Source organism: Arthrobacter sp. UYP6, from assembly GCF_040547315.1.
GTDB lineage: Bacteria > Actinomycetota > Actinomycetes > Actinomycetales > Micrococcaceae > Arthrobacter_B.
On sequence record NZ_JBEPPM010000004.1, the window covers coordinates 117669 to 140343 of the forward strand.

General features: G+C 64.2%; 19 protein-coding genes. 11 read left to right on the forward strand and 8 right to left on the reverse strand.

Annotated elements, in window-relative coordinates; genetic code table 11:
- Positions 1-40: 40 nt before the first annotated feature.
- Positions 41-2029, reverse strand: a complete 1989-nt coding sequence (locus tag ABIB35_RS04880; protein WP_354179376.1) for a primary-amine oxidase — start codon at positions 2027-2029, stop codon at positions 41-43.
- 430 nt (positions 2030-2459) lie between these two features.
- Between ABIB35_RS04880 and ABIB35_RS04885 the strand changes: the two genes are divergently transcribed.
- The 4 genes from ABIB35_RS04885 to ABIB35_RS04900 all read left to right on the forward strand — a co-directional run bounded on the left by ABIB35_RS04885 (position 2460) and on the right by ABIB35_RS04900 (position 7606).
- Positions 2460-4145, forward strand: coding sequence for an amidohydrolase (locus tag ABIB35_RS04885; RefSeq protein WP_354179377.1), 1686 nt, complete (start codon positions 2460-2462; stop codon positions 4143-4145).
- A 79-nt stretch (positions 4146-4224) separates the two neighbouring features.
- The gene (locus ABIB35_RS04890; protein WP_354179379.1) at positions 4225-4836 is read left to right on the forward strand and encodes a TetR/AcrR family transcriptional regulator; all 612 of its coding nucleotides are present in this window, start codon (positions 4225-4227) and stop codon (positions 4834-4836) included.
- A gap of 143 nt (positions 4837-4979) precedes the next feature.
- A complete protein-coding gene (locus tag ABIB35_RS04895) occupies positions 4980-5969 on the forward strand; it encodes an AraC-like ligand-binding domain-containing protein (RefSeq protein ID WP_354179381.1) in 990 nt (329 codons plus the stop codon).
- Positions 5970-6184: 215 nt separating this feature from the next.
- Positions 6185-7606: an APC family permease gene (locus ABIB35_RS04900; protein ID WP_502915733.1), complete on the forward strand. Its 1422-nt coding sequence runs from the start codon at positions 6185-6187 to the stop codon at positions 7604-7606.
- Between the two features lie 17 nt (positions 7607-7623).
- Here ABIB35_RS04900 and ABIB35_RS04905 read toward each other — a convergent pair whose 3' ends face one another.
- Positions 7624-8175 (reverse strand): dihydrofolate reductase family protein, encoded by a 552-nt coding sequence (locus ABIB35_RS04905; RefSeq protein WP_354179385.1) that lies wholly within the window; start codon positions 8173-8175, stop codon positions 7624-7626.
- Positions 8176-8336: 161 nt separating this feature from the next.
- On the opposite strand from ABIB35_RS04905, the gene ABIB35_RS04910 reads away from it, so the two are divergent.
- The 3 genes from ABIB35_RS04910 to ABIB35_RS04920 all read left to right on the forward strand — a co-directional run bounded on the left by ABIB35_RS04910 (position 8337) and on the right by ABIB35_RS04920 (position 12367).
- Positions 8337-9764 carry an aldehyde dehydrogenase family protein gene (locus tag ABIB35_RS04910; protein WP_354179386.1) on the forward strand — a complete coding sequence of 476 codons (1428 nt, stop codon included), beginning with the start codon at positions 8337-8339 and terminating at the stop codon, positions 9762-9764.
- 108 nt (positions 9765-9872) lie between these two features.
- Complete coding sequence (locus ABIB35_RS04915; RefSeq protein WP_354179388.1) at positions 9873-11387, forward strand: GMC family oxidoreductase; 1515 nt, start codon at positions 9873-9875, stop codon at positions 11385-11387.
- A gap of 125 nt (positions 11388-11512) precedes the next feature.
- Positions 11513-12367, forward strand: coding sequence for an aldo/keto reductase (locus ABIB35_RS04920; RefSeq protein WP_354179390.1), 855 nt, complete (start codon positions 11513-11515; stop codon positions 12365-12367).
- Positions 12368-12454: 87 nt separating this feature from the next.
- Here ABIB35_RS04920 and ABIB35_RS04925 read toward each other — a convergent pair whose 3' ends face one another.
- Positions 12455-13198 carry a DUF2332 family protein gene (locus tag ABIB35_RS04925; RefSeq protein WP_354179392.1) on the reverse strand — a complete coding sequence of 248 codons (744 nt, stop codon included), beginning with the start codon at positions 13196-13198 and terminating at the stop codon, positions 12455-12457.
- A gap of 277 nt (positions 13199-13475) precedes the next feature.
- Between ABIB35_RS04925 and ABIB35_RS04930 the strand changes: the two genes are divergently transcribed.
- Complete coding sequence (locus tag ABIB35_RS04930) at positions 13476-14075, forward strand: hypothetical protein (RefSeq protein ID WP_354179394.1); 600 nt, start codon at positions 13476-13478, stop codon at positions 14073-14075.
- Between the two features lie 36 nt (positions 14076-14111).
- On the opposite strand, the gene ABIB35_RS04935 is transcribed toward ABIB35_RS04930, so the two are convergent.
- Positions 14112-15755, reverse strand: coding sequence for an HNH endonuclease signature motif containing protein (locus ABIB35_RS04935; protein WP_354179396.1), 1644 nt, complete (start codon positions 15753-15755; stop codon positions 14112-14114).
- Positions 15756-16407: 652 nt separating this feature from the next.
- On the opposite strand from ABIB35_RS04935, the gene ABIB35_RS04940 reads away from it, so the two are divergent.
- Together ABIB35_RS04940 and ABIB35_RS04945 are read left to right on the forward strand one after the other, a co-directional pair.
- Entirely contained in the window at positions 16408-17763 is a 1356-nt protein-coding gene (locus ABIB35_RS04940) for an LssY C-terminal domain-containing protein (RefSeq protein WP_354179398.1), read from the forward strand.
- A 226-nt stretch (positions 17764-17989) separates the two neighbouring features.
- Entirely contained in the window at positions 17990-18712 is a 723-nt protein-coding gene (locus ABIB35_RS04945; RefSeq protein WP_354179400.1) for an SDR family NAD(P)-dependent oxidoreductase, read from the forward strand.
- Between the two features lie 13 nt (positions 18713-18725).
- Here the strand turns inward: ABIB35_RS04945 and ABIB35_RS04950 are convergent, their stop codons facing one another.
- The 3 genes from ABIB35_RS04950 to ABIB35_RS04960 all read right to left on the reverse strand — a co-directional run bounded on the left by ABIB35_RS04950 (position 18726) and on the right by ABIB35_RS04960 (position 20651).
- Positions 18726-19739, reverse strand: coding sequence for a hypothetical protein (locus ABIB35_RS04950; protein ID WP_354179402.1), 1014 nt, complete (start codon positions 19737-19739; stop codon positions 18726-18728).
- Between the two features lie 110 nt (positions 19740-19849).
- Entirely contained in the window at positions 19850-20371 is a 522-nt protein-coding gene (locus tag ABIB35_RS04955) for a helix-turn-helix transcriptional regulator (protein ID WP_354179404.1), read from the reverse strand.
- Positions 20372-20387: 16 nt separating this feature from the next.
- Positions 20388-20651, reverse strand: a complete 264-nt coding sequence (locus ABIB35_RS04960; RefSeq protein WP_354179406.1) for a hypothetical protein — start codon at positions 20649-20651, stop codon at positions 20388-20390.
- A 48-nt stretch (positions 20652-20699) separates the two neighbouring features.
- Between ABIB35_RS04960 and ABIB35_RS04965 the strand changes: the two genes are divergently transcribed.
- Positions 20700-21230 carry a DUF4238 domain-containing protein gene (locus ABIB35_RS04965; RefSeq protein ID WP_354179408.1) on the forward strand — a complete coding sequence of 177 codons (531 nt, stop codon included), beginning with the start codon at positions 20700-20702 and terminating at the stop codon, positions 21228-21230.
- Positions 21231-21829: 599 nt separating this feature from the next.
- On the opposite strand, the gene ABIB35_RS04970 is transcribed toward ABIB35_RS04965, so the two are convergent.
- On the reverse strand, positions 21830-22666 hold the full coding sequence (locus ABIB35_RS04970; RefSeq protein WP_354179410.1) for a MerR family transcriptional regulator: 837 nt from the start codon (positions 22664-22666) through the stop codon (positions 21830-21832).
- Between the last annotated feature and the right edge of the window lie 9 nt (positions 22667-22675).

Genomic DNA, 22675 nt, shown 5'->3' on the forward strand with positions numbered 1-22675 from the left:
CGGGCATGAAACCCCGGACCGCGTGCCGGTAACAGAGCTGTTAGCGGTGGCACTGCCCGCCGGATTCCGGAGCGGGAACATCCAGCACGGGCGAGCGGTCAAAGAAGCCCTCCGGTCGCAACTTGAAACCGGTGGTGTCCACCGGCATGATCGGCCAGTCCTCTACCCGCGGAAAGTGGGTCAGCCCGAAGGTGTGCCACACGGAAATGTCCTGGCCGTCAATCTCACGGTCGGCCTTGACCCATTCAGGAATCCCGCCGCCGCCGGAGTGCTGGTTCACAAAGTCGCCGGTCGGATAGCGCTGGGATTCGTCCCGGCGGGTCACCCACAGCGCCTTCGAGGCAAACGTTGCCCGCCGGAAGATGGAGGAATCCTCGGCTGCGAGCAGTGTGGGCTGGCCTTCCGGATGGAGCTTGTACGCCACCGCCTCCCCCAGCCGGTTGCGGCTCTCCGGATTGCTGATCACCCAGGTGCGGCCGACGGCGCCATCGGCATCGCGGGCAGCCTCCGACTCGCGGGCCAGCACGGTGCGCTTGCGGGTAAAGGCGTTGCCGCGCAGATTCTCCGGCCCGGTGGGAACGCGCACAGCGTCCTCTTCCTCGACCCGGCCGGGGCCGCCGTCGAGCGCGAAATCCAGCCGGGCACCGAACAGGTGCTGGTGGAACGGAGCGCCCAGACCGGGTGCCATTTCCGAGGCGTAGGGGTAGTCCTTGCCGGGGTAGGCGCTGGTAAAAACCACGCCGGTGGCCTTGGCCTCGAATTCGATGGTGCCGTCCAGATACAGGTACCAGTAGAAGCCGTAGTCATAGTTGCCCACCGTGGTGAAGAAACTGATGACCAGGCGGCGGTTACGGCGGGTGTAGTTGATGCCGGACCACAGGTCGGAGTGCTTGGAGAGGATGGAGGCGTCCTCCTCATGCATGCAGATGCCGTTACGGATGGTGCGCGGGTTGCCGCGGGAGTCGGACACCGTGGGCGAGATGTAGTGGATTTCGCCCAGGCAGTCGCAGCCCAGTTCCAGGGAATTGGCGAACTGGCCCACCAGGTATTCGCCGGTGTCGAAGTAGTTCTGCCAGGAGCGGGTGGGCGCGGGATCACCGTACGGCACCACCATTTCCGCAATCGAGGCACGGTTCAGGATCCGGCGCACCCTGCCGCCGTCCTCAAAACCGATGTTGTAGAGCACCAGGCCTTCGCGGACGTCGAACCCCACGTCCAGGTGCCACTTCTCCCATTCGATGTGGTTGGTTCCGGTGACCGTGAAGCTCGGTCCCTCGGGCTGGGTGATGCTGATGGGTTTCTGCGTGGTGCGGAGCGGGCCGGTCAGCGCCGGATCGGTGTAGTTGCCGTGCTCCTGCGGCACCGGCACCGCGCCGAAGTCCAGCACTTGGTCCACGGTGCCGGTTGTGACGTCCACGTAGCCCACGAGCCCGTCAATCGGATGGGCCCAGGCCGAGTCCTCCGGATGGGTCTGCAGGAAGGCCAGGCCGCGCAGGATCCGCCGGCCCTTTTCCTCGGGGTATTCGAAGACGCCGGCGGATAGCGGTGCAACGCGCACCTGCGCAACGTCCAGTCCCCGCTTTTCCAGTGCGGTAAGCCAGTCCGGGTCGGCGGCCAGGATCTGCTCCACCACCTCGAACTCCTCCTCCAGCACCGGCAGCTCGCCCGTGACCGCGGTGTACAGCACGGTATCGGAAACGACGGCGCGGGCGGTGGCGGAGACGACGACGTCATGCGGCTTGCCGCCCGCGGTGTCCAGCAGGAAGACGCGGAAGCGCCGGTCGACGGCGTCTTCCGCGGCCGCCTCAGCGGCATTTCGGGGCGGATCCACCAGTCCCAGATAGGCGATGCGTGCCGTCTCGGGGAACAGTCCGGCCGCTTCCAGGACTTCCCGAACGGCGGTGATTTCCTCGGGTTTTGCAAGGGAATAGGCACTGGTGGAATCATCGGCGCCGGTGTTAACAACAGCTGCAGCCGGCGTTCCGGCGGGGGTTTCAGCGGGGGTTTCAGCGGAATGGCACGAGCTCATGGGGTCTCCCGTTTTCTGAGGAAGGAGCTGCCTTGGCACTCCTTTTTTCTATGGCTGTAGACAATAACGTGCAGCAGGTCACGTGACAAGGGGTGTCCACGCACCGCCGCACACCGGCCCGCCGCGGGTCCGTGCGCCGCCGATCCCGAACCGGAGGACGAAGTCTGCTGCCATTCCGGGATTCTCCCTCCACTTTGGGAAATCGCTGCCACTGCGCAGTGGCAGCGATTTCCCAAAACGGCAGGGAATTCCTTCACCGGAGGAATTTTGCCGCCCAAAGCCCTGCGCGCAACGCCAAGTACCCGACGCCCGGCGCCAAGCCGCGACGCCCTCGCGCCACCGAAGCTTGATGAAACAGCACGTTGGCAACCGTGCCCCGTCCGAGCCGCTCCGCACCTGCCCCTAAACGCCGCAACCGTGAGGAAAACACATGACCCCGGAGAATCAGCCCGTCGGATTCATCGTCATCAACGGCCCCGTCTACACCAGCGATCCGGCCAACGAGTGGGCCGAGGCCTTCGCCGTGGCCGACGGAAAGATCGTGGCGGTCGGGAACGAGGAGGCCATTCGGAACATGGCCGGCGGCGCTACTCCGGTGATCGATCTGCAGGGCAAGCTGGCCATGCCGGGCCTGGTTGACGTACACGCCCACCTCGGGCTGGGTGGCCGCCAGGCAGCGTTCGAACTGCCGTTGCTGCCCACCGACTCCACGGCGGAGATTGTTGACAAGGTGCGGGCGTGGGCCGAACGGCTGGCACCGGACGAGTGGATCATCGGCGGTATCGTCGGGTCCACCGTGATGGATGACATCACGGTTCAGGACCTTAAGTCGCTGGATGAGGCAGCCGCGGGACGACCGGTGCTGCTGCGGGATGACTCCATGCACAACCGCTGGGTCAATTCACGGGCATTGGAACTGATGGGCGTCAGCGCAGACTCGCCGGATCCGGAGGGAGGCACCTATGTGCGCGACGACGCCGGGCAGCTGACCGGCGTCCTGCAGGAACTGGCGAGCCCGGTGGGCGAGGCCGCGGCTGCCGCCTCCATTGAGGAAACCCCGGAGCGCCATGCCACCGCCTTTCGCACCGCGGTGGAAATCCTCAACGGCTACGGAGTTACCGCAGTCCAGGAGGCGGCGACCATGGATTACGCCCTGGAAACCCTGGCCGCCATGGATCACCGGGGCGAGCTCACTGCACACGTGGTGGCCTCGATGCCGTCCCGGCCGTTCATCGAGCCCGGCACCACCGGGACGGACCTTTACGACGTCGGATCGGAGCACCACACGGAGCACCTGCACCCCAACTTCGCAAAGTACGTGCTCGACGGCGTACCGATGACCCGGACCAGTGCCATGCTCAACCCCTATCTGTGCAGCCACCGCAGCCACGATCCGCAGCACACCGGCGAACCGCTGTGGCAGCTGGAGGATCTGGTTGCCTCGCTGGAGGAGTTGGTGGACCGCGGCCTGCACGCCAAGCTGCATGCCACCGGCGACGCCGCCGTGCGCATGGTTCTGGATGCGGTGGAGCAGGTGCGCGCCTCCCGGGGGAAGGGCCCGCTGTTCCAGATTGCACACGTTGAGTACATCGACGCAGCCGATCTGCGCCGTTTCGCGGCGCTGGGCGTAGTGCCTGATGCCTCGCCGTACATCTGGTTCCCCTCTGTTATCCAGGAGAGCATCGCGAAGCAGATTCCCGCCGCCGTCTTTGACAAGTCGTGGCCGCTGCGCGACCTGCTGCTGGACGGCGCACTGGTCAGCGGCGGCTCGGACTGGCCGTGCTCCGCTCCCACCCCGGATCCGTGGACCGGGCTGGAAACCTTGATCACCCGCCGCAATCCGGACCCCGCCGTTGTCGGCACCCTCAATGTGCCCCAGGCGCTTGACGTAGAGCAGGCAGTGGCGGCTTTCACCCGCCATCCGGCGGCTGCCATGGGACTGCAGGATCGGGTGGGCATGCTGCGGGAAGGGTTGTCTGCGGACTTTATTGTCCTGGACCGCAATATCTTCACCGTGGACCCCGGGCAGATCCACGCTGTACAGGTCCACCAGACCTGGTTCGAAGGCCGGCTGGTCTACGAGGCTGCCGCGGGGCAGGTGCCGGCGGTGGCCTAGTCCGGCAGGCTCCGGCGCAGATGCTGGCTAGGATGGGCAGTGGCTGCGCTGCCAGGGGGGCCGGCGCCGGAAGGAAAGCATGCCAAAAATCGTCGACCACGAACGGCGGCGCGCCGAGATTGTCCAGACAACGTGGCGGGTGATTGCCCGGCGGGGCTTGGACGGTGCCACACTGCGCGAGGTCGCCGCCGAGGCCGGGTTTGCCAATGGTGCAATCAAACCGTACTTTCCGGCGAAGTCGGACCTGCTCGAGGCCACGTTCCGGCATGTCTTCATCCGCACCAATACCCGTAGCAGCGCTGCCGTCGAGGGCCTGGACGGGTTCGAAGCCCTGCGTGCCTTTTGCCTTGAGGTGCTCCCCCTGGACCCGGACCGGCTGGACGAGGCGCGGGTGGTGATTGCCTTTTGGCAGCAGGCCCTGCGCGACCCCGCCCAGGCCGAGGTGAATGACGCTGCAATGGCGCAATGGCGCTGCAGCATCCGCGGCTGGCTGGAAGCAGCCCGCCGCTCAGGACACGCGGCGGAGCGGCTACTGGTGGAACCCGCCGCAGAAACCCTGCTCAGTTTCCTGCTGGGGACGCAGGTGGCCGCGGTGTTTGATCCGCACTTCAACTCCCCTGAACAACTGGTGGCCCAGTTGGACGGCCAGCTGTACCTGCTGCGCAGCAGCACGGCCCAGCAACCTTCGTGACTGCCCGCTATGCGTCACGTGGCCGGGCACCGGAAATTCGACACGTGGAGAAAAACTTCGACAACGGGTCCAAAAGGGCGTAGATTTCCCTTGACGTGACCTGCCTCACGGAGAATTCCGGGGCAGGCAGCGAAAGGACCACCATGCCCACCACGTTTCCTGCCAGGCCTGCCCGGCCTGCCCCACCGTCGTCGTCGGGCGTTGTCACCCGGGCCGCCTCATTCCCGGAGTGGAAGCGCCTGATCTCGGAATCTTTTGTTCCCTTGGAGACCGCGCCGGCCGGCACCCGGCACGATGCCGCCTTTGCCGGCCAGCTCACCAGCCACCAACTGCGGGAACTGGCCATTGTGCAGGTGGACGCCATGGCGCACGCCGTCGAGCGCACCCCCGAACTCATCGCCGCCGCCGGTTCAGGGTTCTACAAGCTAAACCTGCAGCTTTCCGGCAGCGGGATGCTATGCCAGAGCGGCCGTGAGACCGTACTGACCACGGGTGAACTGACAATTTATGACACCGACCAGCCCTATACCCTGCGCTTCGATGAGAGCTTTTCCACCCTGGTGCTGATGTTCCCCAAACATCTGGTTGGCCTGTCCCCGGAACAGATGAGCGGGCTCACGGCCATTCCGCTGGGCAAGGATCACCGGCTGGGCCGGGCAGTGGTTCCGTTTCTCACCCAGACCGCCCGCATGCTGCCCGAACTCGACGGGCCGATTGCGCACCGGCTGGCCATGAATACCGTTGACCTGCTGGCCACTCTGCTTGCGGATGAGGCCTACTCCGGGCCGACTGCTGCGGGCGGTGGCCCGGCCCGGATGCTGCGGCGCATCCAGCTCTTCATCGACGGACAGCTCTCCAATCCGGATCTGTCCCCCGGCTACGTGGCGGCCGCCCATTACATTTCCACCCGCAGCCTGCACAAGCTCTTTGAGGACAGCGGCACCACGGCCGCGGCCTGGATCCGCGAGCGCCGACTGGCCGGAGCCCGGCATGACCTGTCCGATCCACTGCTGGCGGATGTGCCAATCTCGGTCATCGGATCCCGCTGGGGCCTCCCCGATCCGGCACACTTCAGCCGGATCTTCCGTGCCGCCCACGGCTGCGCCCCCTCCACCTACCGCGAGTGCAGCTGACGGCGGCGCCATCACGGTGCACGGTTAGCCAACCACTGCTCGCTGAAAGCCAAGCGGCGCAAGTATGACGTACAGCACAGTGGAGTCAGGCCCAGTCCGGGTGCACCGTACTCCGTATCGTCCGTCAGGAGACCCCCGTGTCCACTACCGCCCAGCAGCACAGCCCGGGCACGGGCCTGGGAAAACGGCGCCTCGGCGTCCCGGCCCTGGTCTTCATGATCATTGCCGCTTCCGCCCCGCTGACCGTCGTGGCCGGAGGAGTCACCAGCAACTATGCCGTCACCGGCCTGCCCGGCATTCCGTTGTCCTTCCTTGTCCTGGGCGCCGTGCTGCTGGTCTTCACCGTGGGCTACTCCGCCATGAGCCAGCATGTACACAATGCCGGCGCGTTTTACGCCTACATTGCCCGCGGATTGAGCAAGCCCCTGGGCGTGGGAGCTGCATGGGTGGCCCTGGTGGCCTACAACGCCATGCAGATTGGCATCTACGGGATGTTTGGGTTTGCCCTCTCCTCCTTCATCACCGGGCTGACCGGGGCCGAGCCTGCCTGGTGGGCCTGTGCACTGGGAGCCTGGGTGGTGGTGGCCGCCCTGGGCGTAAACAAGGTAGACCTCTCCGCCAAGGTACTGGGCGCCCTGGTGGCTCTGGAGTTCCTGGTGGTTATTGTCTACGACCTGATCTCCGTGGCCGCAGCGCCGGAGGGCATCACCGTCGCCTCGCTGGCGCCGTCGGGCCTCTTCACCGCCGGAGTGGGCGCGGCTCTGGCGTTCAGCATTGCAGCCTTTATGGGCTTTGAGTCCGGCGCCATTTACGGCGAAGAGGTCAAGGATCCGCGGACCACTGCGCGCCGGGCCACCTTCATCGCCATTGTCATCATTGGCTGCTTCTACGCCTTTTCTTCTTGGGCAATGTCCGTTGGCGAGGGCGACAGCCAAGTGATTGCCCGCTCCACCGAGCTGGGCCCGGATCTGGTGTTCGCCTTCCTGACCGAGCATGTGCCGGTCTGGGCCGTGGACCTCTCCTCCCTGCTGTTTGTCACCAGCCTGCTGGCGGCACTGGTGGCCTTCCACAATGTGGTGGCCCGATACTTCTTCGCCCTCGGCCGTGAGGGCGTACTTCCATCGGCGCTAGCCACAACCAGCCGTCGCACCCAGGCGCCGGTGGTGGGGTCGCTGACGCAGTCGGCCATCGCCGTCGTTGTGCTGGCAGTTTTTGCCGTAACCGGCAGCGGCTCCGAAGCCGGGCCGCTGTTCCCCGTAGTCACGCTGTTCACCTGGCTGACGAACATGGGCGCCTTTGGACTGGTGCTGCTGATGGCGCTGACCTCGTTTGCCGTGGTGGGCTACCTGCGCCGCCACCCCGGCCACTACGGCGTGTGGACCCGGCTGATTGCGCCGACGACGGCGGGTGTTGCCCTGACTGCATTGTTCGCCATGATCGTGGCGAATTTTGACGTGCTGATCGGCCTGCAGGAGGCCAGTGTATTGGGCTGGCTGTTGCCCGCGATTGTGCTGGCCCCGGGGGTGCTCGGCACGCTTTGGGCCGCGGTGCTGCGCCGGCGTCGGCCGGAGGTGTACGCCGGAATCGGCTACGGCGGCGACGCCGCAGAGCCGGCCGCCGCCCCGGCGCCGGTCTAGCGGCGGTCTAGCGGCGGTCAGCCGACGGCGTAGTCGAGGCGCACAGCTCCGTTCCCAAAGCGCTGCTCGTCCAGCAGGCGCAGGTTGTGGAACACACCGTCAGGCAGCACCTTGGTGCCGCCACCCACGATCACAGGATGGACCACCAGCGCCAGGCGGTCCACCAGTCCCATCTGCAGGGCGCTTTTGGCCAGCGTTGGCCCGCCGATGGTGGCGTTCCCGGCCGCTTTGGCGCGCTCCACCAACTCCGGGGTCAGCGCCGCTTCCAGCTCGGTCCGTTCCGTCCACGGCTGCGACAAGGTGGAGGAGACCACGATCTTCCGGGGCGCCCGCCAGACGGCCGTGAACCGGTCAGCACCCGGTGAACCCGCGGTGGCCGCCGGGTCGGTTTCCCACACGGCCATGGCTTCGTACATCCGCCGCCCGTACAGGACCACGGCCGCGTCTTCCAGGTCCCGGGTGTGGGAGGCCACCATCTCCTCGGAGGGCGCCATCCAGGAAAAGTCTCCGCCGGCATCGGCACTGTAGCCGTTCAGGGAGCAGTTGATCGAATACAAAAGGGATCCCATCAGCCCAGCTAACCGCCCGAACTTCTCCTGCACAAGGGTGCCCGGGGACCCGGCGTGCACGTTTTGCCAAGCACTGCTCACGCAAAGCCAACCATTGGCGCTATGGCGTGCGCCACAGTTGAATGAAGACCCCGGCCGAACATCCAGCAAAGGAGCAGGACATGACCGTCACCGACTCGACACTTACCTCTTATCAGGACCTTCTGGCCGCCGTTTCGGCGGCCGGGGAGGGCCGGGACATCAAGGATCCGGCCACCGGTGAGCTGGTGGGCCAAGCCCCCGTCCACAGCGTGGAGGACCTCGAAAAAGCCGTCTCCGCCGCCCGTGCCGCCCAGCCCTCCTGGGCCGGTCTGGGGCATGCCGCGCGCCGCGAGGCGCTAATGCGCGCCGCTGACGCCGTCGATGCCTCCGCCGAAGCGCTGGCTGAGCTCCTCTCCCGCGAGCAGGGTAAGCCGCTGAACGGTCCCAATGCACGGTTTGAAGTGGGCGGCGCCGCCGCCTGGCTGCGCGCCGCGGCGTCGTTCGATCTTGAACCTGAGGTTCTGGTGGACGACGACGGCGGGCGCGCCGAGCTGCACTACCGTCCCCTTGGCGTGGTGGGCGCCATCGGACCCTGGAACTGGCCCATGATGATCAGCGTCTGGCAGCTGGCTCCCAGTCTGCGAATGGGCAACACCGTGGTGATGAAGCCCTCCGAATACACTCCGCTCTCCGTGCTGGCACTGGCCGCCGTCATTAATCAGGCGCTGCCCGCGGACGTTTTGCACGTGGTCTCCGGCGGCCGGGATGTGGGCGAGACCCTGTCCGGACATCCCGACGTGGACAAAATCATGTTCACCGGTTCCACTGCCACCGGCAAGGCGATCATCCGCTCCTCTGCGGACACCGTGAAGCGCCTGACCCTGGAGCTGGGCGGCAACGACGCCGGTATAGTGCTGCCGGACGCCGATCCAAAGGCCATTGCGGAGGACCTGTTCTGGGGTGCGTTCATCAACACCGGCCAGACCTGCGCCGCGATGAAGCGGCTCTACGTGCACGAAGACCTCTACGAGGCAGTCTGCCAGGCGCTGACCGAGGTGGCCGCTGCCATGCCGATGGGGGTGGGCCTGGATGAGAACAACGTGCTGGGTCCGCTGCAGAATGAAGCGCAGTACACCATCGTGGCGGACCTGGTGGAGCAGGCCAAGGCCTCCGGCGCCCGGGTATTGCTGGGCGGAAACCCGGACCCGGAGCAGCCCGGCTACTTCTACCCGACCACGCTGATCGCGGACATCGATCCGGATAATGCCCTGGTGGTTCAAGAACAGTTCGGACCGGCGCTGCCGATCATCCGCTACTCCACCGTGGACCAGGCCGTGGAGCTGGCCAACAGCCTGGACGTGGGCCTGGGTGCTTCGGTGTGGGGCACGGACAAGGATGCCGCCCGCCAAGTCGCCGCCCGGATCCAGGCCGGCACCGTATGGATCAACAAGCACGGCGCGGTGGACCCGCGGATTCCGTTCGGCGGCGCCAAGCAGTCCGGCTACGGACTGGAGTTTGGCGTCGAAGGCCTCAAGCAGCTCGGCGCCCCGCAGGTCATCAGCTACTAGGCCTCCGGCCCGCGCCGCCTCCCCACCAGCCGCGGTACCGGACCGCCGCCCCCTCCGGTCCGGTACCGCCCTTCTTTCATCCCGCCGCTTTTCCGAAAGGCACTTTCCATGGATTCCTACATCATCATTGGTGCCGGCTCGGCCGGCTGCGTCCTGGCCCGCCGCCTGCTCGACGCCGGGCACCGCGTCACCGTGCTCGAGGCCGGCGGCGAGGACACCAATCCGATCATCGCCAACGTGCATGAGGCAGGCGGACTCTGGCACGGGCCGGAGGACTGGGACTACTACACGGTGGAGCAGCCCGGCTGCGCGAACCGGCGCATCCATCTTCCCCGCGGCAAGGTGCTGGGCGGTTCGCACGCCCTGAACGCCACCATTTGGGTGCGCGGCGCCAAGGCCGACTATGACACCTGGAACTACCTCGGCTGCCCCGGCTGGAGCTGGGAGGAGGTGCTTCCGGTGTTCCGCGCCATCGAAAACTACGACGGCGGCGCCTCCGAAAGCCGCGGCACGGACGGTCCGCTGGACGTCGTCGGGGACTTCCCAATGAACCCGGTGCAGGAGTCCATCCTGGCCGGCGCCGCGGAAATGGGCATCAAGATCAACGAGGACTACAACTCCGGCGACGTTGAGGGTGCCTCCAAGATGCAGCTCAACATCCGCGACGGCAAGCGGTTCAACACCTGGCACGCCTACCTGCGTCCCGTCGTCGATAATCCGAACCTGACTTTACTCACCGGCGCCACCGTGCGTCGGCTGCTGGTCGAGGACGGTGCGGTGACCGGCGTTGAATTCGAACACAACAATGAGCTCAAGACCCTGCGCGCCGGCGAGACAGTACTGACCGGCGGAGCAATCGGATCCCCCGAGGTCCTGCTTCGCTCGGGCATCGGCCCGGCGGAGGAACTGCGGACGGCCGGAGTGGAACCCGTCCTGGACCTGCCCGGTGTCGGCAAGAACCTGCACGATCACCTGCTCTCCCCCGTCATTTACACCACCACCTCCAAGCCCGTTCCGGCGCCCGAGGTGGGTGCGGCAGAGACACATTTGTTCTGGAAGTCGCGCCCGGACCTGGCGGTGCCGGACACCCAGCCCATCCATTTCTCACTGCCGATGTACTTCCTGGATTCCATGAGCGGGCCGGAGAACGGGTTTTCCCTGGTGGCCGGCATCGTGCGCCCGCTGAGCCGGGGTGAGATCACCCTGTCCGGTCCGGCGCCGTCGGACCCGATTCGCATTGACCTGGGCGCACTGGCCGAGCAGGCCGACGTCGACTCCCTCGCCGCGTCGGTGCGGCAGTGCCGCGAACTGGGCCGCACCTCGGCGCTGGCCGGTGAGTGGGGCGCCGAGGAAATCTATCCCGGCCCGCAGGTCACGGACAGCGCGGAGGACCTGGAACGGTACGTCCGGGACACAGCGGTGACCTATCACCACCAGGTGGGCACCTGCAAAATGGGCCTGGACGCCGAAGCCGTGGTGGATCCGCGCAGCATGCGGGTGCACGGCGTGGCGGGGCTGCGGGTTGCGGACGCCTCAGTGATGCCGCTGGTGCCCACGGGCAACACCAACGCGCCCACCATCATGATTGCCGAGCGTGCGGCCGCAATGATCCTGGCCGGCTGAACCGGCGGGCTCATGTTCGGCTCCGGGCTGTGCCGGCTTCCGGCGGCCGTTCCGTTCCGCACCCGGCTGCGGGACCATGGCGTGGAGGGGCTGCGTGCAGTCCACGAACCTGAGGAGCGGAACCAATGATCCTGAACGAGAGCTACACCCTGGCAAACGGGCTGCCGATCCCCAAGTTGGGGCTCGGCACGTGGTTCATCCCGGACGGTGATGCGGCCCAGGCCGTCCGAGATGCCGTATCGATCGGCTACCGCAACATCGATACGGCTCAGGCGTATGGAAATGAGCGCGGCGTCGGCGAGGGCGTACGCTCCAGCGGAATACCCCGGGAGGACCTGTTCGTTTCCAGCAAACTCGCGGCCGAGATCAAAGACTATTCGGCTGCAGTGGCGGCGATCGACGGGTCACTTCCCCTCATGGGCCTGGATTATCTGGACCTGATGCTGATTCACAGTCCCCAGCCCTGGAACGACTGGCGCGGCGGGTCCTACGCGGAGGGTAACCGGGAAGCCTGGCGGGCGCTCGAGGAAGCACACCAGGCGGGCAAGCTGCGCTCCATTGGTGTGTCGAACTTTGAGCAGCCGGATCTGGAGAACATCCTCTCTTCCTGCACCGTTGCTCCGCAGGTCAACCAGGTGCTTCTCCATGTGGGCAACACTCCGGCGGAGCTCCTTACGTACTGCATGGAAAAGGACATCCTCGTTGAGGCCTACTCCCCCATTGCCCACGGCGAGATGCTGAAAAACACGGACGTCACCGCCATGGCCGAACGTTACTCGGTGACGGTTCCACAGCTCTGTATCCGTTACACGCTGCAGCTGGGGACGGTTCCGCTGCCCAAGACGGCCAACCCGGAGCACATGAGAAGCAACGCGCAGGTGGACTTTGCCATCTCCGACCAGGACATGGACACACTGCGTCGCCTTCGCATCAGTGACTACGGCAGCTACAGCAAGTTCCCGGTCTTCAGCGGCAAATAGCAGCCAGCCGGGGACCTGCGGTTCAGCTGGCGGGACCTGCTCCGGTTTCGGCACCTGAGCGGGCCGGGCTCATGAACAAACCGAACCCTAGAGGCTCTCGTACGACTGGCCGTGCGGCCCTGCCAGGCCGCGGGCCCGGCCGTTGACTGACACAATGGTCCGGCCGTTGATCGGTTTCCGAACCTGGTCAGTCACGGCTGGCAGCACGCCCGCACCCTCATTACTGATCCAGACAACCCGGGGGAAGGCCCGCATCAGCTCGACAAGGCGCTGACGGTCTTCGGGCTGGAGGTAGACAAGCACCGCACTGTGGAACACCACAACAGTTGACCCGTCCGGCGCCTGGTCAATGAGCTCGGGAATGGTGGTGATGAGGTCACCCCGGACAAGGTGAGCGGGTTCTGCGGCCGCGATGCGCGCGGCACCATGGAGACGACGGCGCCGTTCCTCATGCTCCGGCCACACCAGCGCGTCAAGCCACTCCATCTGCTCCTGATCGGTGACATCCAGCGGAAACAGGTCCGCTCCGGCCCGCCACACGACGTCGGGCAGTTGTGTGGGCAGCGCGGCCCCGTCAATACGGCAAGGAATCACCACGCTGCTCGGTCCGGTGTCCGGGTCCAGCGCAGCGGCCCGGCCGCCGACGTCGTAGCGGTAGCTGTACCGGTCCGGATACAGGCACAGGCCCGCGGAGGCACCCGCCTCGATCAGGCTGAGCGGACCCTCCAGCCGGCTGAGGACCGGCAGCAGCACGGCACATCTGGCGGCTTCGTTGGTCTGGGTGGACCTCACCATGACTGCGGGAAGCACATCGCTCCAGTTATCGATCAACCAGTTTCGAAACGGTTGATACCCCGGCCCCGGCGCTCCCAGCATGCGTGCGACAGCGAACACCAGGTTCGGTTGACGCTTGATTCGGGGAAGCGACGAAATGAGGATGCACCACCTCCGGATCCTGAGCGATTCCTCTCCCCCACTCCTCGTAGATTGGCGAAACCGCGCGGGCTTCGATCTCCGCAAAACGTTGATATACCCCAGCCACCCCATCCATGCGCTCACCCTAACAGGCACATCCTTGGCACCTATTCCGTGTGGCAGGATCGTTCTTATGCCCCGCTCTCCAGCCCTCGTCCTCATCGGCCCGGCTGCTGCCGGGCCGACCACCATCGGAGAACTGGCTGCGGCGCAGCTCGGCCTGCCCTTTGTGGACCTCGACGGGATCGGCGAGCGTTACTACGCCGAAGTCGGCTGGAGCATTCAGCGGCTTGTGGACTGCAGCAACGAGTTGGGCAGGGTTGCTGCGGAACGGATGTGGGAGCCGACCCGGGCACATGCAGTTCAGCGCGCCGTGGAAGATCACCCGCACAGCGTCCTGGCACTGGGCGCCGGCCACACGTCCTTTATCGATCCCGGGTGCTTTGCCCGGGTGTCCGCCGCACCGAGTGTGGTGCTGGTCCTGCCATCGCCGGACCGTGCCGCGGCTCTGGCTGAGCTGCGGTGCCGGTCGCTTGCGTCAAAGGGAACCGAGTGGATTTCAGCCGGACATGATTTTCTTGCGCAATGGCACGACGACGCCGGTACCCGTTCGCTGGCCACCGACGTCGTGTACACGGCCGGGGTCACTCCTGCAGCAACGTCCGAACGGGTAGCAGCGGGCGTCCTGCAGCGGAATGCCCGCTCCGTTCCGTTCAGCGGTGGATCCATTTAGGTGATTCAGGTCGATTCAGGTCGATTTAGGTCGGATCTAAAAGGGCGGCGGATCGCTGCCATAGCCGTCTTGGTCGGTTTCTGCGGGTATTCCCCGGAACGACGGCGGCGGCTTGGCTGGCTCCGGCGAAGCACCGCGGAGCGGCGCAAGGGTGAGGTGGGGTTCGGTGCGGTAGGTCCGGCCGCCCGGTGAGGTCCAATGAATGACTCCGGGGGTGGGTTGGCGTGCTTTCCAAAAGCCTGCAGTTTTGAACAGGTGATGGCGCCGGCACAAATGCTCAAGGTTGTCATGATCCGTAGAACCACCACTGGACCAGGGTTTAGTGTGATCGATGTCGGCGATCACGGCATTGGTTCGGCAGCCGGGGAACCGGCAGGTCGCATCCCTTGCCCGCAGCCACCGTTTCAGGCCTGCCGGTACTTTTCGTCGTCGACCAACTTTGAGGATTTCCCCGGTGTCCGGATCACGTTCCACCGGCGTCCAGCGGGTGGCTTGCCGGGCGAGGCGTCGGGCGGTTTCGGGGCTGAGAGGTCCGTAGCCGTGCAGTTCAGCGGGCTGGTCGTCAGCACCGAAGAGGGTTTCAGCCGTGATGAGCACCAGGATGTCGGTGCGGGTGGTGTTTCGCCCGTGCTTGCCGGTGCCCGTATTGGACTTCTCAGCGCTCACAGCCGCTGCTGCGCTGTTTTCCGGACCGGCGTTCTCGTCCGACCCGGTGTGAACATCCGGCACCGGGTGAACATCCGGTTCGGTGTTCTCGTCCGGCCCCGCCCAGACACCGCCACCGTCCGTGGCGCCTCCGCCGAGAAGGTCTCCGAGAATATCCGCCCGCAGCTGATCCACCGGCCGCGGGTCCCCGGCGGCCTGCTCACCCCGGGCAGCAGTGCTCAACTGGGTGTAAATCGCCTGTGCTTTCTCCGCCGAGAGGTACGCCGACAGCCAGGACATCCCGTCCGTATCCGGAGCCAAACACACCCGGCGGGACTCAAAGGCGCTCTTATGCCGGACCGGAATAGTCTCGGGATAGAGGTTCTCCCGCAGCCGCCTGGCCTTCACCCGAAACTGGGACTGCGTCTGCTCCCCGGCCCCCGTGAGCAGCTCCGCCTCAAACCCCGACACATCACCTGCGGGAATGTTCTGGGACTGATCCACCATGTGTTGCACATGCCCGTAACTGATCATTCCTGCTTCGAGTGCCCGCAGGGTGGCCGTGTGGGTGCTGCAGAGACTCCCGGCGTCGCTCATCATCATTTTTGCAGTGCCCGTGGGAAGATGCAGAATCGCGGCCGCTTCCTCCGCGGCGAGACTGAATGTCAGGCCCGGATCGAGTGTTTTGGTCTGCTGCAGGAAATCGTTCCGGAAGATCCCTTCCATCCGGTGCAGCACCTTGGCCTGCTGGGCCTGCGCCCACCGGACCAGATGATCCAACCTCGCCAGGACCGCACCCGCCTCGTCCTGGTCCAACGCTTCAACACCCTGCAGGGCCAGCGACCCGCTGAATCCGTCCGGATGGGCCGGGTTGCCGTCCGCGCCGGCCCGGGTCTCTTTCAGGTCCGGCGGACTGAGGGGAGCATTCCTCAAAACAGGTTCAGCCAGATACACCGACAGGCTGGGCACAGGATCCCGTCCGGCACCGGTGGAACCACCAGTGCCAGCCCCGGGAATAGATTCGTGCTGATCCATGTCTTCAGGATTTCACCTGCCACTGACATTTCCGGTTCGAAAGAAGCTCCAAAAGCGTCGAAGGCAGGTCCTTTGCTGCCTCACGAATACTCGTCTTTTTTAGCCGACTACCTGTCCGGAATAAACAGGAGCGTAAGTCAGCGTGGATCCCTTCGGCGACCGTGCAGGAAGTTATTCCGGCACCAGCGAAATATCCACCTGTGTTACAGGGGTGCAGCCGGATCACCCGTTGCCCCATCCGGATTGCAGGTGCATTGCCGCTCGCGGCAGCCCCATTCAGGACGTTACTGTCCTCCCGGGGGCGCACGTCGACGTAGGCGAAGTACTGTGGCCAGCTCGGCGTACCCTTCGTCGTTGTCCCATCCGGTAAAGCGGGGAACGATCACTTCACCCACCACCTCTTGCCCGGAGGCCACCGAGGGGCGTTTGGGCGACAGGTCTCCTTCGCTGAGATGAAGGTCGGCCGCCCTGAGAGGTTGGCGGGTCCAGGCAGACAGTTCAAGAACGCTCGCGTCCGGAGGCCATCATCCCGGGCATCAACTCCGGGCGGATCGGCCGGCCCCACGTGATGTCCCGGCTCCAGATCCGGTGCCGGGGCGCCGAAACAGCGCGGTGCATTGACGCGGGCGGTGCAGCGGGCCAGCGTGGATTCATGACACAGTCGGTCGCTGCAGGGAACGACGGCGGGGTCCCTGCCGCTGAGCCAGATCCCGGCATTGCTGCCACCGTCGTCGACCGCATCTTCTTTGCTTTCAGCGGCGTTGCAGCAATCTGGTTCGCTGTGCTGCTGCTGAGGGAATCGCTGGAGTTGGGACACGGGGAGTCGCTGGCACTGAGGCATCTCGGATTCCTGGTGGTGTTCTGGGCTGCCCTGGCCTACCTGGTCCTGCCCCGGCTATATCGAATCCTGTCCCTGGTCTTCATTCCCAACTACTTCATGGGACGTACCCGTACCAACGCGGGACTGTTTGGCGACGCCGTCAACCTCGCATTCCTGGGCACCGAGGAACAGCTGCGCGGGGCTCTGGACCGGGCCGGATGGAAGCTGGCGGATCCGGTCACTTTGGCCAGCAGCTGGCGGATCGTATCCTCCACGCTGCTGCACCGCAGCTATTCCCATGCACCGGTCAGCCCGCTGCTGCTGTTTGACCGGCAGCAGGATTTTGCCTATGAGCAGGAGGTGCACGGAAATCCCCGGCAGCGTCACCATGTACGGTTCTGGCGCTGCCCGGAAGACTGGATGCTGCCCGGCGGCGTTGCCGCGGACTGGGTGGCAGCCGCGTCCTTTGACCGCGCCGTCGGCCTGTCCCTGTTCACTCTGCAGATCACCCACCGCGTCGGGGAGAACATCGACGCCGAACGCGATTATCTGGTCTCGTCCCTGCAGCAGTCCTCTCCCGGCATATCAGTGGATGTCATCAAAAACTTCTCCACCGGTTATCACTCCCGCAACGGCGGCGGGGACTCAATCGAAACAGACGGAGACCTGCCGGTGACCGATTTGTCCGGGCTGCCGGACACACAACTGCCCGCGGCGCAGCGGGCGTCCCCGGATGAGCAGCGCCGGAACCGCAGACCCCCGCCCACCGTCTTCGGCGCGGTGCTGGTGCTGCTGCGCGGGGCGGCAGCCTTAACGGTGGCGGCTCCGTTCCTGGCCCGGTTTGCCGATGCCCTGTGGGTGACCGAGCTGCTCGGCGCCCAGAGTCGCGGGCTCGCTGAACTGGGCAGCGCCTATGCCCCCGCCAGCGTCATTTTGGCCGCGTTTGCGTGCGTGGAGGCGGTGCTGGCAATCCTCATTCTGCGGGGCAGCAACATCGCCCGGCTCACGGCCATGTCCCTGAGTGCGGCGGCCATAATCCTGCAGATCGTCGCGGTGTTCGCCGGCCCGGCAGGCACCCTGGGCAGCAATATCTTCGGTTATTCCTTCGATATCCTGCTCATTCTGGCCCTGTCCAGCAGCCGGGCCCGGATTTATGCCCGCAGCCGCGGACGTTCGCGGCTGCGGTGATGTCCAAACCGCTCAAATGCGAGACGCTGCACGGTTACATATGACCCTGACGTGGGATAAGAGGATCTGCTGAGCTCGGCCCTTTGCCACCAATCTCAGACTCGCTCTGGGACTAGCTCCGGAGGACGCCGCCGAGTATCTGGATTCGCTGTGCCAATTTGATACGGTGCCGGTGTATGCGCCGCCCTGCGTGCGTACTCCACCAAAGGATTGTGCTGAGGACACCATGAGAATTCTTGTGACCGGTTCGGCCGACGGCCTTGGACGGGCAGCGGCCGATGCGCTGCTTTCCGCAGGGCACGACGTCGTCGTCCATGCCCGCAGCCGCGACCGTGCTGCTGCCCTTGCGCCGCTCATTGACCGGGGTGCGGACCTCGTGGTCGGCGACTTCGGTGACCCTGACGCGGTGCGGCGGATCGCCGCGGAGCTGAACGCCGGTGACCCGCTGAGCTCCGTGATCCACAACGCCGGCGTGGTGGGCGGCCGGGCCGTGATGCCAGTGAACGTCGTCGCACCCTACCTGCTCACCGCCCTGCTGGACGGCCCACAGCGGCATATCTACCTGAGCAGCGGCGACCACTTCGCCGGCCGCCCCTCGCTTTCCGGCGTCGACTGGCAGGGCAATGCTCCGGGCTCTTACGCGGACAGCAAGCTCTATGTCACTACGCTCGCGGCCGCACTGGCCCGGCTGCGCCCGGATCTGCTCAGCAACGCGGTGGATCCCGGCTGGGTTCCCACAAAGATGGGCGGACCCGGTGCACCCGATGACCTGGAACTTGGCCATCAAAGCCAGCAATGGCTGGCGACCTCGGATGATCCCGACGCGCTCACCAGCGGAGGCTACTGGTACCACCGGCGACGGCGGCAGCCGCACCGGGCGGTGAACGACGCCGGTTTCCAGGACAGCCTCCTGCGAGCCCTTGCCGAAGAGACTGGCACCGCACTCTAGGCTGTAGCCGGAACTAGGCAGCGCGGCGAACAAGAGCACGGATTGCTGCTCCGGTCACCCCCACGGCTGCGGCCAGGAGCACCGCCCCCACAGCCTCGGGCGCCCCCAGCCCGGCGGCAAAGGTGGACGCGGCCGATTCCTGCATCTGTACCAAATCGCCGCGGAACACCCGAGTGCCCAGTGCCCCGGCAACGGCGTCGAACAGAGCCGGCACCGTCAACAGCAGCGCCAGATCGAGGACCCACACCGCCGCACGCCCGATCCGGTTCGGCGGGCACCAGGCCAGCGCCAACCCCACCAGCACCGCCGGGAACCACTGGGCCAGCTGCGGAACAGCCGCGGGCAGATCGAAGGGCGGCCAGAAAACTTCGCCCCAGGCAAGCAGCCAGCTCCCCGTCGGCACCGCCGCTGCTCCGATGCCCAGGGCCACAAGTGCCGTGCTCCGCGACCCCACAGCCAGGAGCACCAGCACCGCCACCAGAATTGCCGCCGCCACCCCGGCCAACAACCCGTCGGAATAGAGCTCGCTCATGCTGCCGGGCTCCAGGCCCTCGTCCAGCACGTTGAAGGACTGCACCGTGGCGCTGACCTGTACTACAAGCATCCCTGTCACCGCAGACCACAGAGCCGTTCGGCGGCGGATCGGAGCCCACCAGTGCAAGGCCAGGCCGGCCACCATCCCGCCGAAGACCATCAGCGCCACTAGCCGGATGGCCATGTATTGATTGAGGGGCAGCCAGGTCAGCGGCATGTCGTCCGGGAGGGTTTCGACGGCCCACAGGTTCTGCAGCGGCAGTACCCGGCCGGTGCCGATCCAGGGCGCCAGTCCCGCCAGCCCGGAAAAGATGCCAAGTGCCAGCGCTATCAGGATCACCACCGCCGTTGGCTGGTGCCGGGTGTTGCGCCCTTTGCGGCGGCGATCGTGGCGGGCTTCGGCGCGGGGGCCGCCGCCGTTTCCGGGCTCATCGATGCTCTCTTGTATGGACTGGCGTCTGGTCAGGCCGGCCCGCCCCGCGCTGTGGCTCATTCATTCCCCCGGTAGCTGCTGGTCACGACTCCGGACCATCGCCGGACGTGCTGCCGACAGCCTAGCCTGCGATGCCGACGGCGGCAGGGAACCAAGGGTCATCACGGGCACTAATTCGCCGATGCCTGATCCCGCATCCGGACGCGGTAGCGCAGCGGTGATTCTCCGACGCTGCGTTTGAAGGCGGTGCTGAAGGCGCTTTCAGAGGAGAATCCCAGTTCCAGGGCCAGCGCCCGGATCCGGGTGTCGCCGGAACGCAGCGCCCGCTGCGCAGTGAGCATCCGCCAGTTATTGAGGTAGGCCCGCGGTGGTGTCCCGGCCACTTCGCGGAACCGTTCCGCAAACGCGGTGCGGGACATCGCGGCTGCCTGTGCAAGGTCCTGCAAACTCCAGGGCCGGGACGGTTGGGAGTGGATCAGCGACACCGCGGGCCGCAGCCGTTCATCGGTGAGCAGCCTAAGCCAGCCGGTCGGCAGATCCGCGTCCGCCATGAAGCCCGGAGAGCAGAAGGAGATCCCTGCCGGCGTCGCTGACCGGCATCCGGCCGCCCATGATGATGTCTTCGGTGCCTGGAGCTCCTTCCCCACGCGGACAAAGGTGCCGCTGGCCGCGGGATCCAGGCGGACCGGCATGCCGCCGCCCGTACCATCAACGGTTCCGTCTCCAGTGGCCCTCGAGCCGGAGCCAGCTGCGGCCGTTGAAGACGGCAACGTCATCTGCTTCCAGCAGCAGCGCTAAGTCAACCCCCTTGGTGGAAACCCGCAGGCGGCCCTGCACCACGGCGAAGAATTTCAGATCCTCGTCGAGCCGGCTTTCGGATTCCCAGCGTCCGTGCACCGCGCTACTGCCTGAAATGATGCCGCGTTCGTGCATCAGCTCGTCGCCTGGCGATGAGGTCTCGTTAGGAGGCACATGCGGAGCTTTTGGCGCCTGCATGAATAAAATCCAGGAGGTGCCTACATGACTGTGAAAACCGCACATATAGTGTCAAAGAGCTATATTCGCGCTTGGGCTGATGCAAAGAATGTGGTTGAAGTCTTAGACAAACAAGATGGTAGACGTTACCGAATCTCGTATAACAGTGCCACAGTCGCCAATTGCGTCTACGACCCAAATATTCTTACTCATGACCTAGAGCAAGACTCTGCAGTTATCGAAAGCAACCACATCCCAGCTATCAACAAATTACGCGACGGCCACTCTGTTTTGACGGACGTCAAACGAAAAGCGCTGATTGTTTCCCTTGACATGTATCTTGTTCGTGGACGTTCTGCAAATCAATCTAAGACCTTGACTCCCGCAGTGATAGTGAAAACTGATGGTTCGCACGAAAAAGCCCTCCTAAATCTCGGTGACCTAATACTTCTTTCACAGCATCTGCCGGAAGTGCGTCGATTGAACAAACTAAGATTCGAAAAAAGTGGCGCCTTGGCGGGTAGAATAAGGCAACAGGCTTGTTATCGGAGACGGCGCGGTTCTTCTGTGGTGTGAACCTGGTGGTGAGGAAGTTTGTACGATTCCCTTCCCAATGTCTCCGACTAAATTACTTATGATGGGTCAAGACCCGGCCTACAGTATTTGGCTTAACTCGCGGAATGTGGAGAACAGCGAGTGAAGGGTTGTCGAAGAATTAGGTAAGCTCAATTTCAAGTTTGCTACAGCTGATGGACCACAGAAATAGACTTTTTTTGGATGATGCGGTGTTTTAGCGTGTGATTCTAAATCTACCGTTTTCGACTAGATGACCAGGAACTTGAAAGTCCCCGTCATTTTCCGAATTCGCCTGCATCGGGATTCACGAATTAAGGAGCGAGTGCATGGGCTGTCCGAAGTCCCCTGCACTACGCGGGACGTCCATAAGCGGAACGCGCTGGGGAGAGGGGTGGTGGCCCTTGACAACCAAGGCAGGACACCGGGTTAGGCGATCCGATCAGGATTCGCCCGGCCCGGCACCCCCTGCCTCCCCAAAAAACAACCAGGTTTCCCGTTGAAACTGATATTGAACAGCAGCATCATGTCGGGAGCATAAGCATCATCTTTGAGTTAAGCCAGGTTTTTTAGGATATCAGGTAGATGCTGAGAAGACCCGTTCATATGTTATCGTCCTCAATTTGCACCGATACAATCGTCATGTTGTTCTCCTTAATTCCATTAATCATAAATCCCGCAAGATCGTAGGCATAGATATCGCTTATTGTCCGTATGCCTTGCTGTTCGATAGACTTCTCCAAGACTCTGTACGCTTCTGTGGAATCCCAGTTCATTTTCAGAACAACATATATATATTTTCCAGCTGGTTTGAGTCGATAGTACGGGCTTTTAAAAGGTTTGGCTACCCGCATATATAAGCCGCTAATTCTGCTATTCTGCAGCGGACGGATTGCGCCTAGCTGGTAATCCGTCCGAACACCCCCTTGTGCTTCACAGACATCCTTGAACTTCTGCAGAACCGCGATCAATGCAACATCCTCCTCTTTAGTCCCCTCGACTGAAGACAAAAACTCATCAGAGGGGACCACCAGCAGGTGTTCCTTTTCGAAGTAGGCAATATCCGTCGACAGAGAAGAGTTTCCAGCTTTAATGCCCAGCTCCAAATTGCGAATCGAATTTCTCACCAGGAATTGCATATTTTCAATAGCCCGCTTCTGCTCCAGAAGTTCCTGCTGCTGGTTTTCTAATAATTGAAGGATGGAAGGAACATGCTGATTATCGAGGTATGTTTTAATTTTCGTCAGAGGGGTGCCGGTCATCCTCATAAGATTGATAGTATAATATTCGTAGAACTGGACCGCCTCATAATAATGATAGCCATTGTCGCCGATGTGTTTGGGTTTCAACAGGTCGAGATGGTCGTAGTGGCGCAATGTTTCCTTTGTAGTGCCACAGAAATTCGCAAATGCTCCAGAGGACAAATACGCTTCTTTCATTGATTCACC

Bases quoted from the DNA above. Each gene is read 5' to 3' on its own strand.
- ABIB35_RS04895 (WP_354179381.1), top strand. From the start codon at position 4,980: ATGCCCACCACGTTTCCTGCCAGGCCTGCCCGGCCTGCCCCACCGTCG.
- ABIB35_RS04970 (WP_354179410.1), bottom strand. From the start codon at position 22,666: ATGAAAGAAGCGTATTTGTCCTCTGGAGCATTTGCGAATTTCTGTGGC.
- ABIB35_RS04885 (WP_354179377.1), top strand. From the start codon at position 2,460: ATGACCCCGGAGAATCAGCCCGTCGGATTCATCGTCATCAACGGCCCC.
- ABIB35_RS04950 (WP_354179402.1), bottom strand. From the start codon at position 19,739: ATGAGCCACAGCGCGGGGCGGGCCGGCCTGACCAGACGCCAGTCCATA.
- ABIB35_RS04920 (WP_354179390.1), top strand. From the start codon at position 11,513: ATGATCCTGAACGAGAGCTACACCCTGGCAAACGGGCTGCCGATCCCC.
- ABIB35_RS04890 (WP_354179379.1), top strand. From the start codon at position 4,225: ATGCCAAAAATCGTCGACCACGAACGGCGGCGCGCCGAGATTGTCCAG.
- ABIB35_RS04905 (WP_354179385.1), bottom strand. From the start codon at position 8,175: ATGGGATCCCTTTTGTATTCGATCAACTGCTCCCTGAACGGCTACAGT.
- ABIB35_RS04910 (WP_354179386.1), top strand. From the start codon at position 8,337: ATGACCGTCACCGACTCGACACTTACCTCTTATCAGGACCTTCTGGCC.
- ABIB35_RS04935 (WP_354179396.1), bottom strand. From the start codon at position 15,755: ATGGATCAGCACGAATCTATTCCCGGGGCTGGCACTGGTGGTTCCACC.
- ABIB35_RS04900 (WP_502915733.1), top strand. From the start codon at position 6,185: ATGATCATTGCCGCTTCCGCCCCGCTGACCGTCGTGGCCGGAGGAGTC.
- ABIB35_RS04915 (WP_354179388.1), top strand. From the start codon at position 9,873: ATGGATTCCTACATCATCATTGGTGCCGGCTCGGCCGGCTGCGTCCTG.
- ABIB35_RS04965 (WP_354179408.1), top strand. From the start codon at position 20,700: ATGACTGTGAAAACCGCACATATAGTGTCAAAGAGCTATATTCGCGCT.
- ABIB35_RS04930 (WP_354179394.1), top strand. From the start codon at position 13,476: ATGCCCCGCTCTCCAGCCCTCGTCCTCATCGGCCCGGCTGCTGCCGGG.
- ABIB35_RS04945 (WP_354179400.1), top strand. From the start codon at position 17,990: ATGAGAATTCTTGTGACCGGTTCGGCCGACGGCCTTGGACGGGCAGCG.
- ABIB35_RS04880 (WP_354179376.1), bottom strand. From the start codon at position 2,029: ATGAGCTCGTGCCATTCCGCTGAAACCCCCGCTGAAACCCCCGCCGGA.
- ABIB35_RS04940 (WP_354179398.1), top strand. From the start codon at position 16,408: ATGACACAGTCGGTCGCTGCAGGGAACGACGGCGGGGTCCCTGCCGCT.
- ABIB35_RS04955 (WP_354179404.1), bottom strand. From the start codon at position 20,371: ATGCCGGTCCGCCTGGATCCCGCGGCCAGCGGCACCTTTGTCCGCGTG.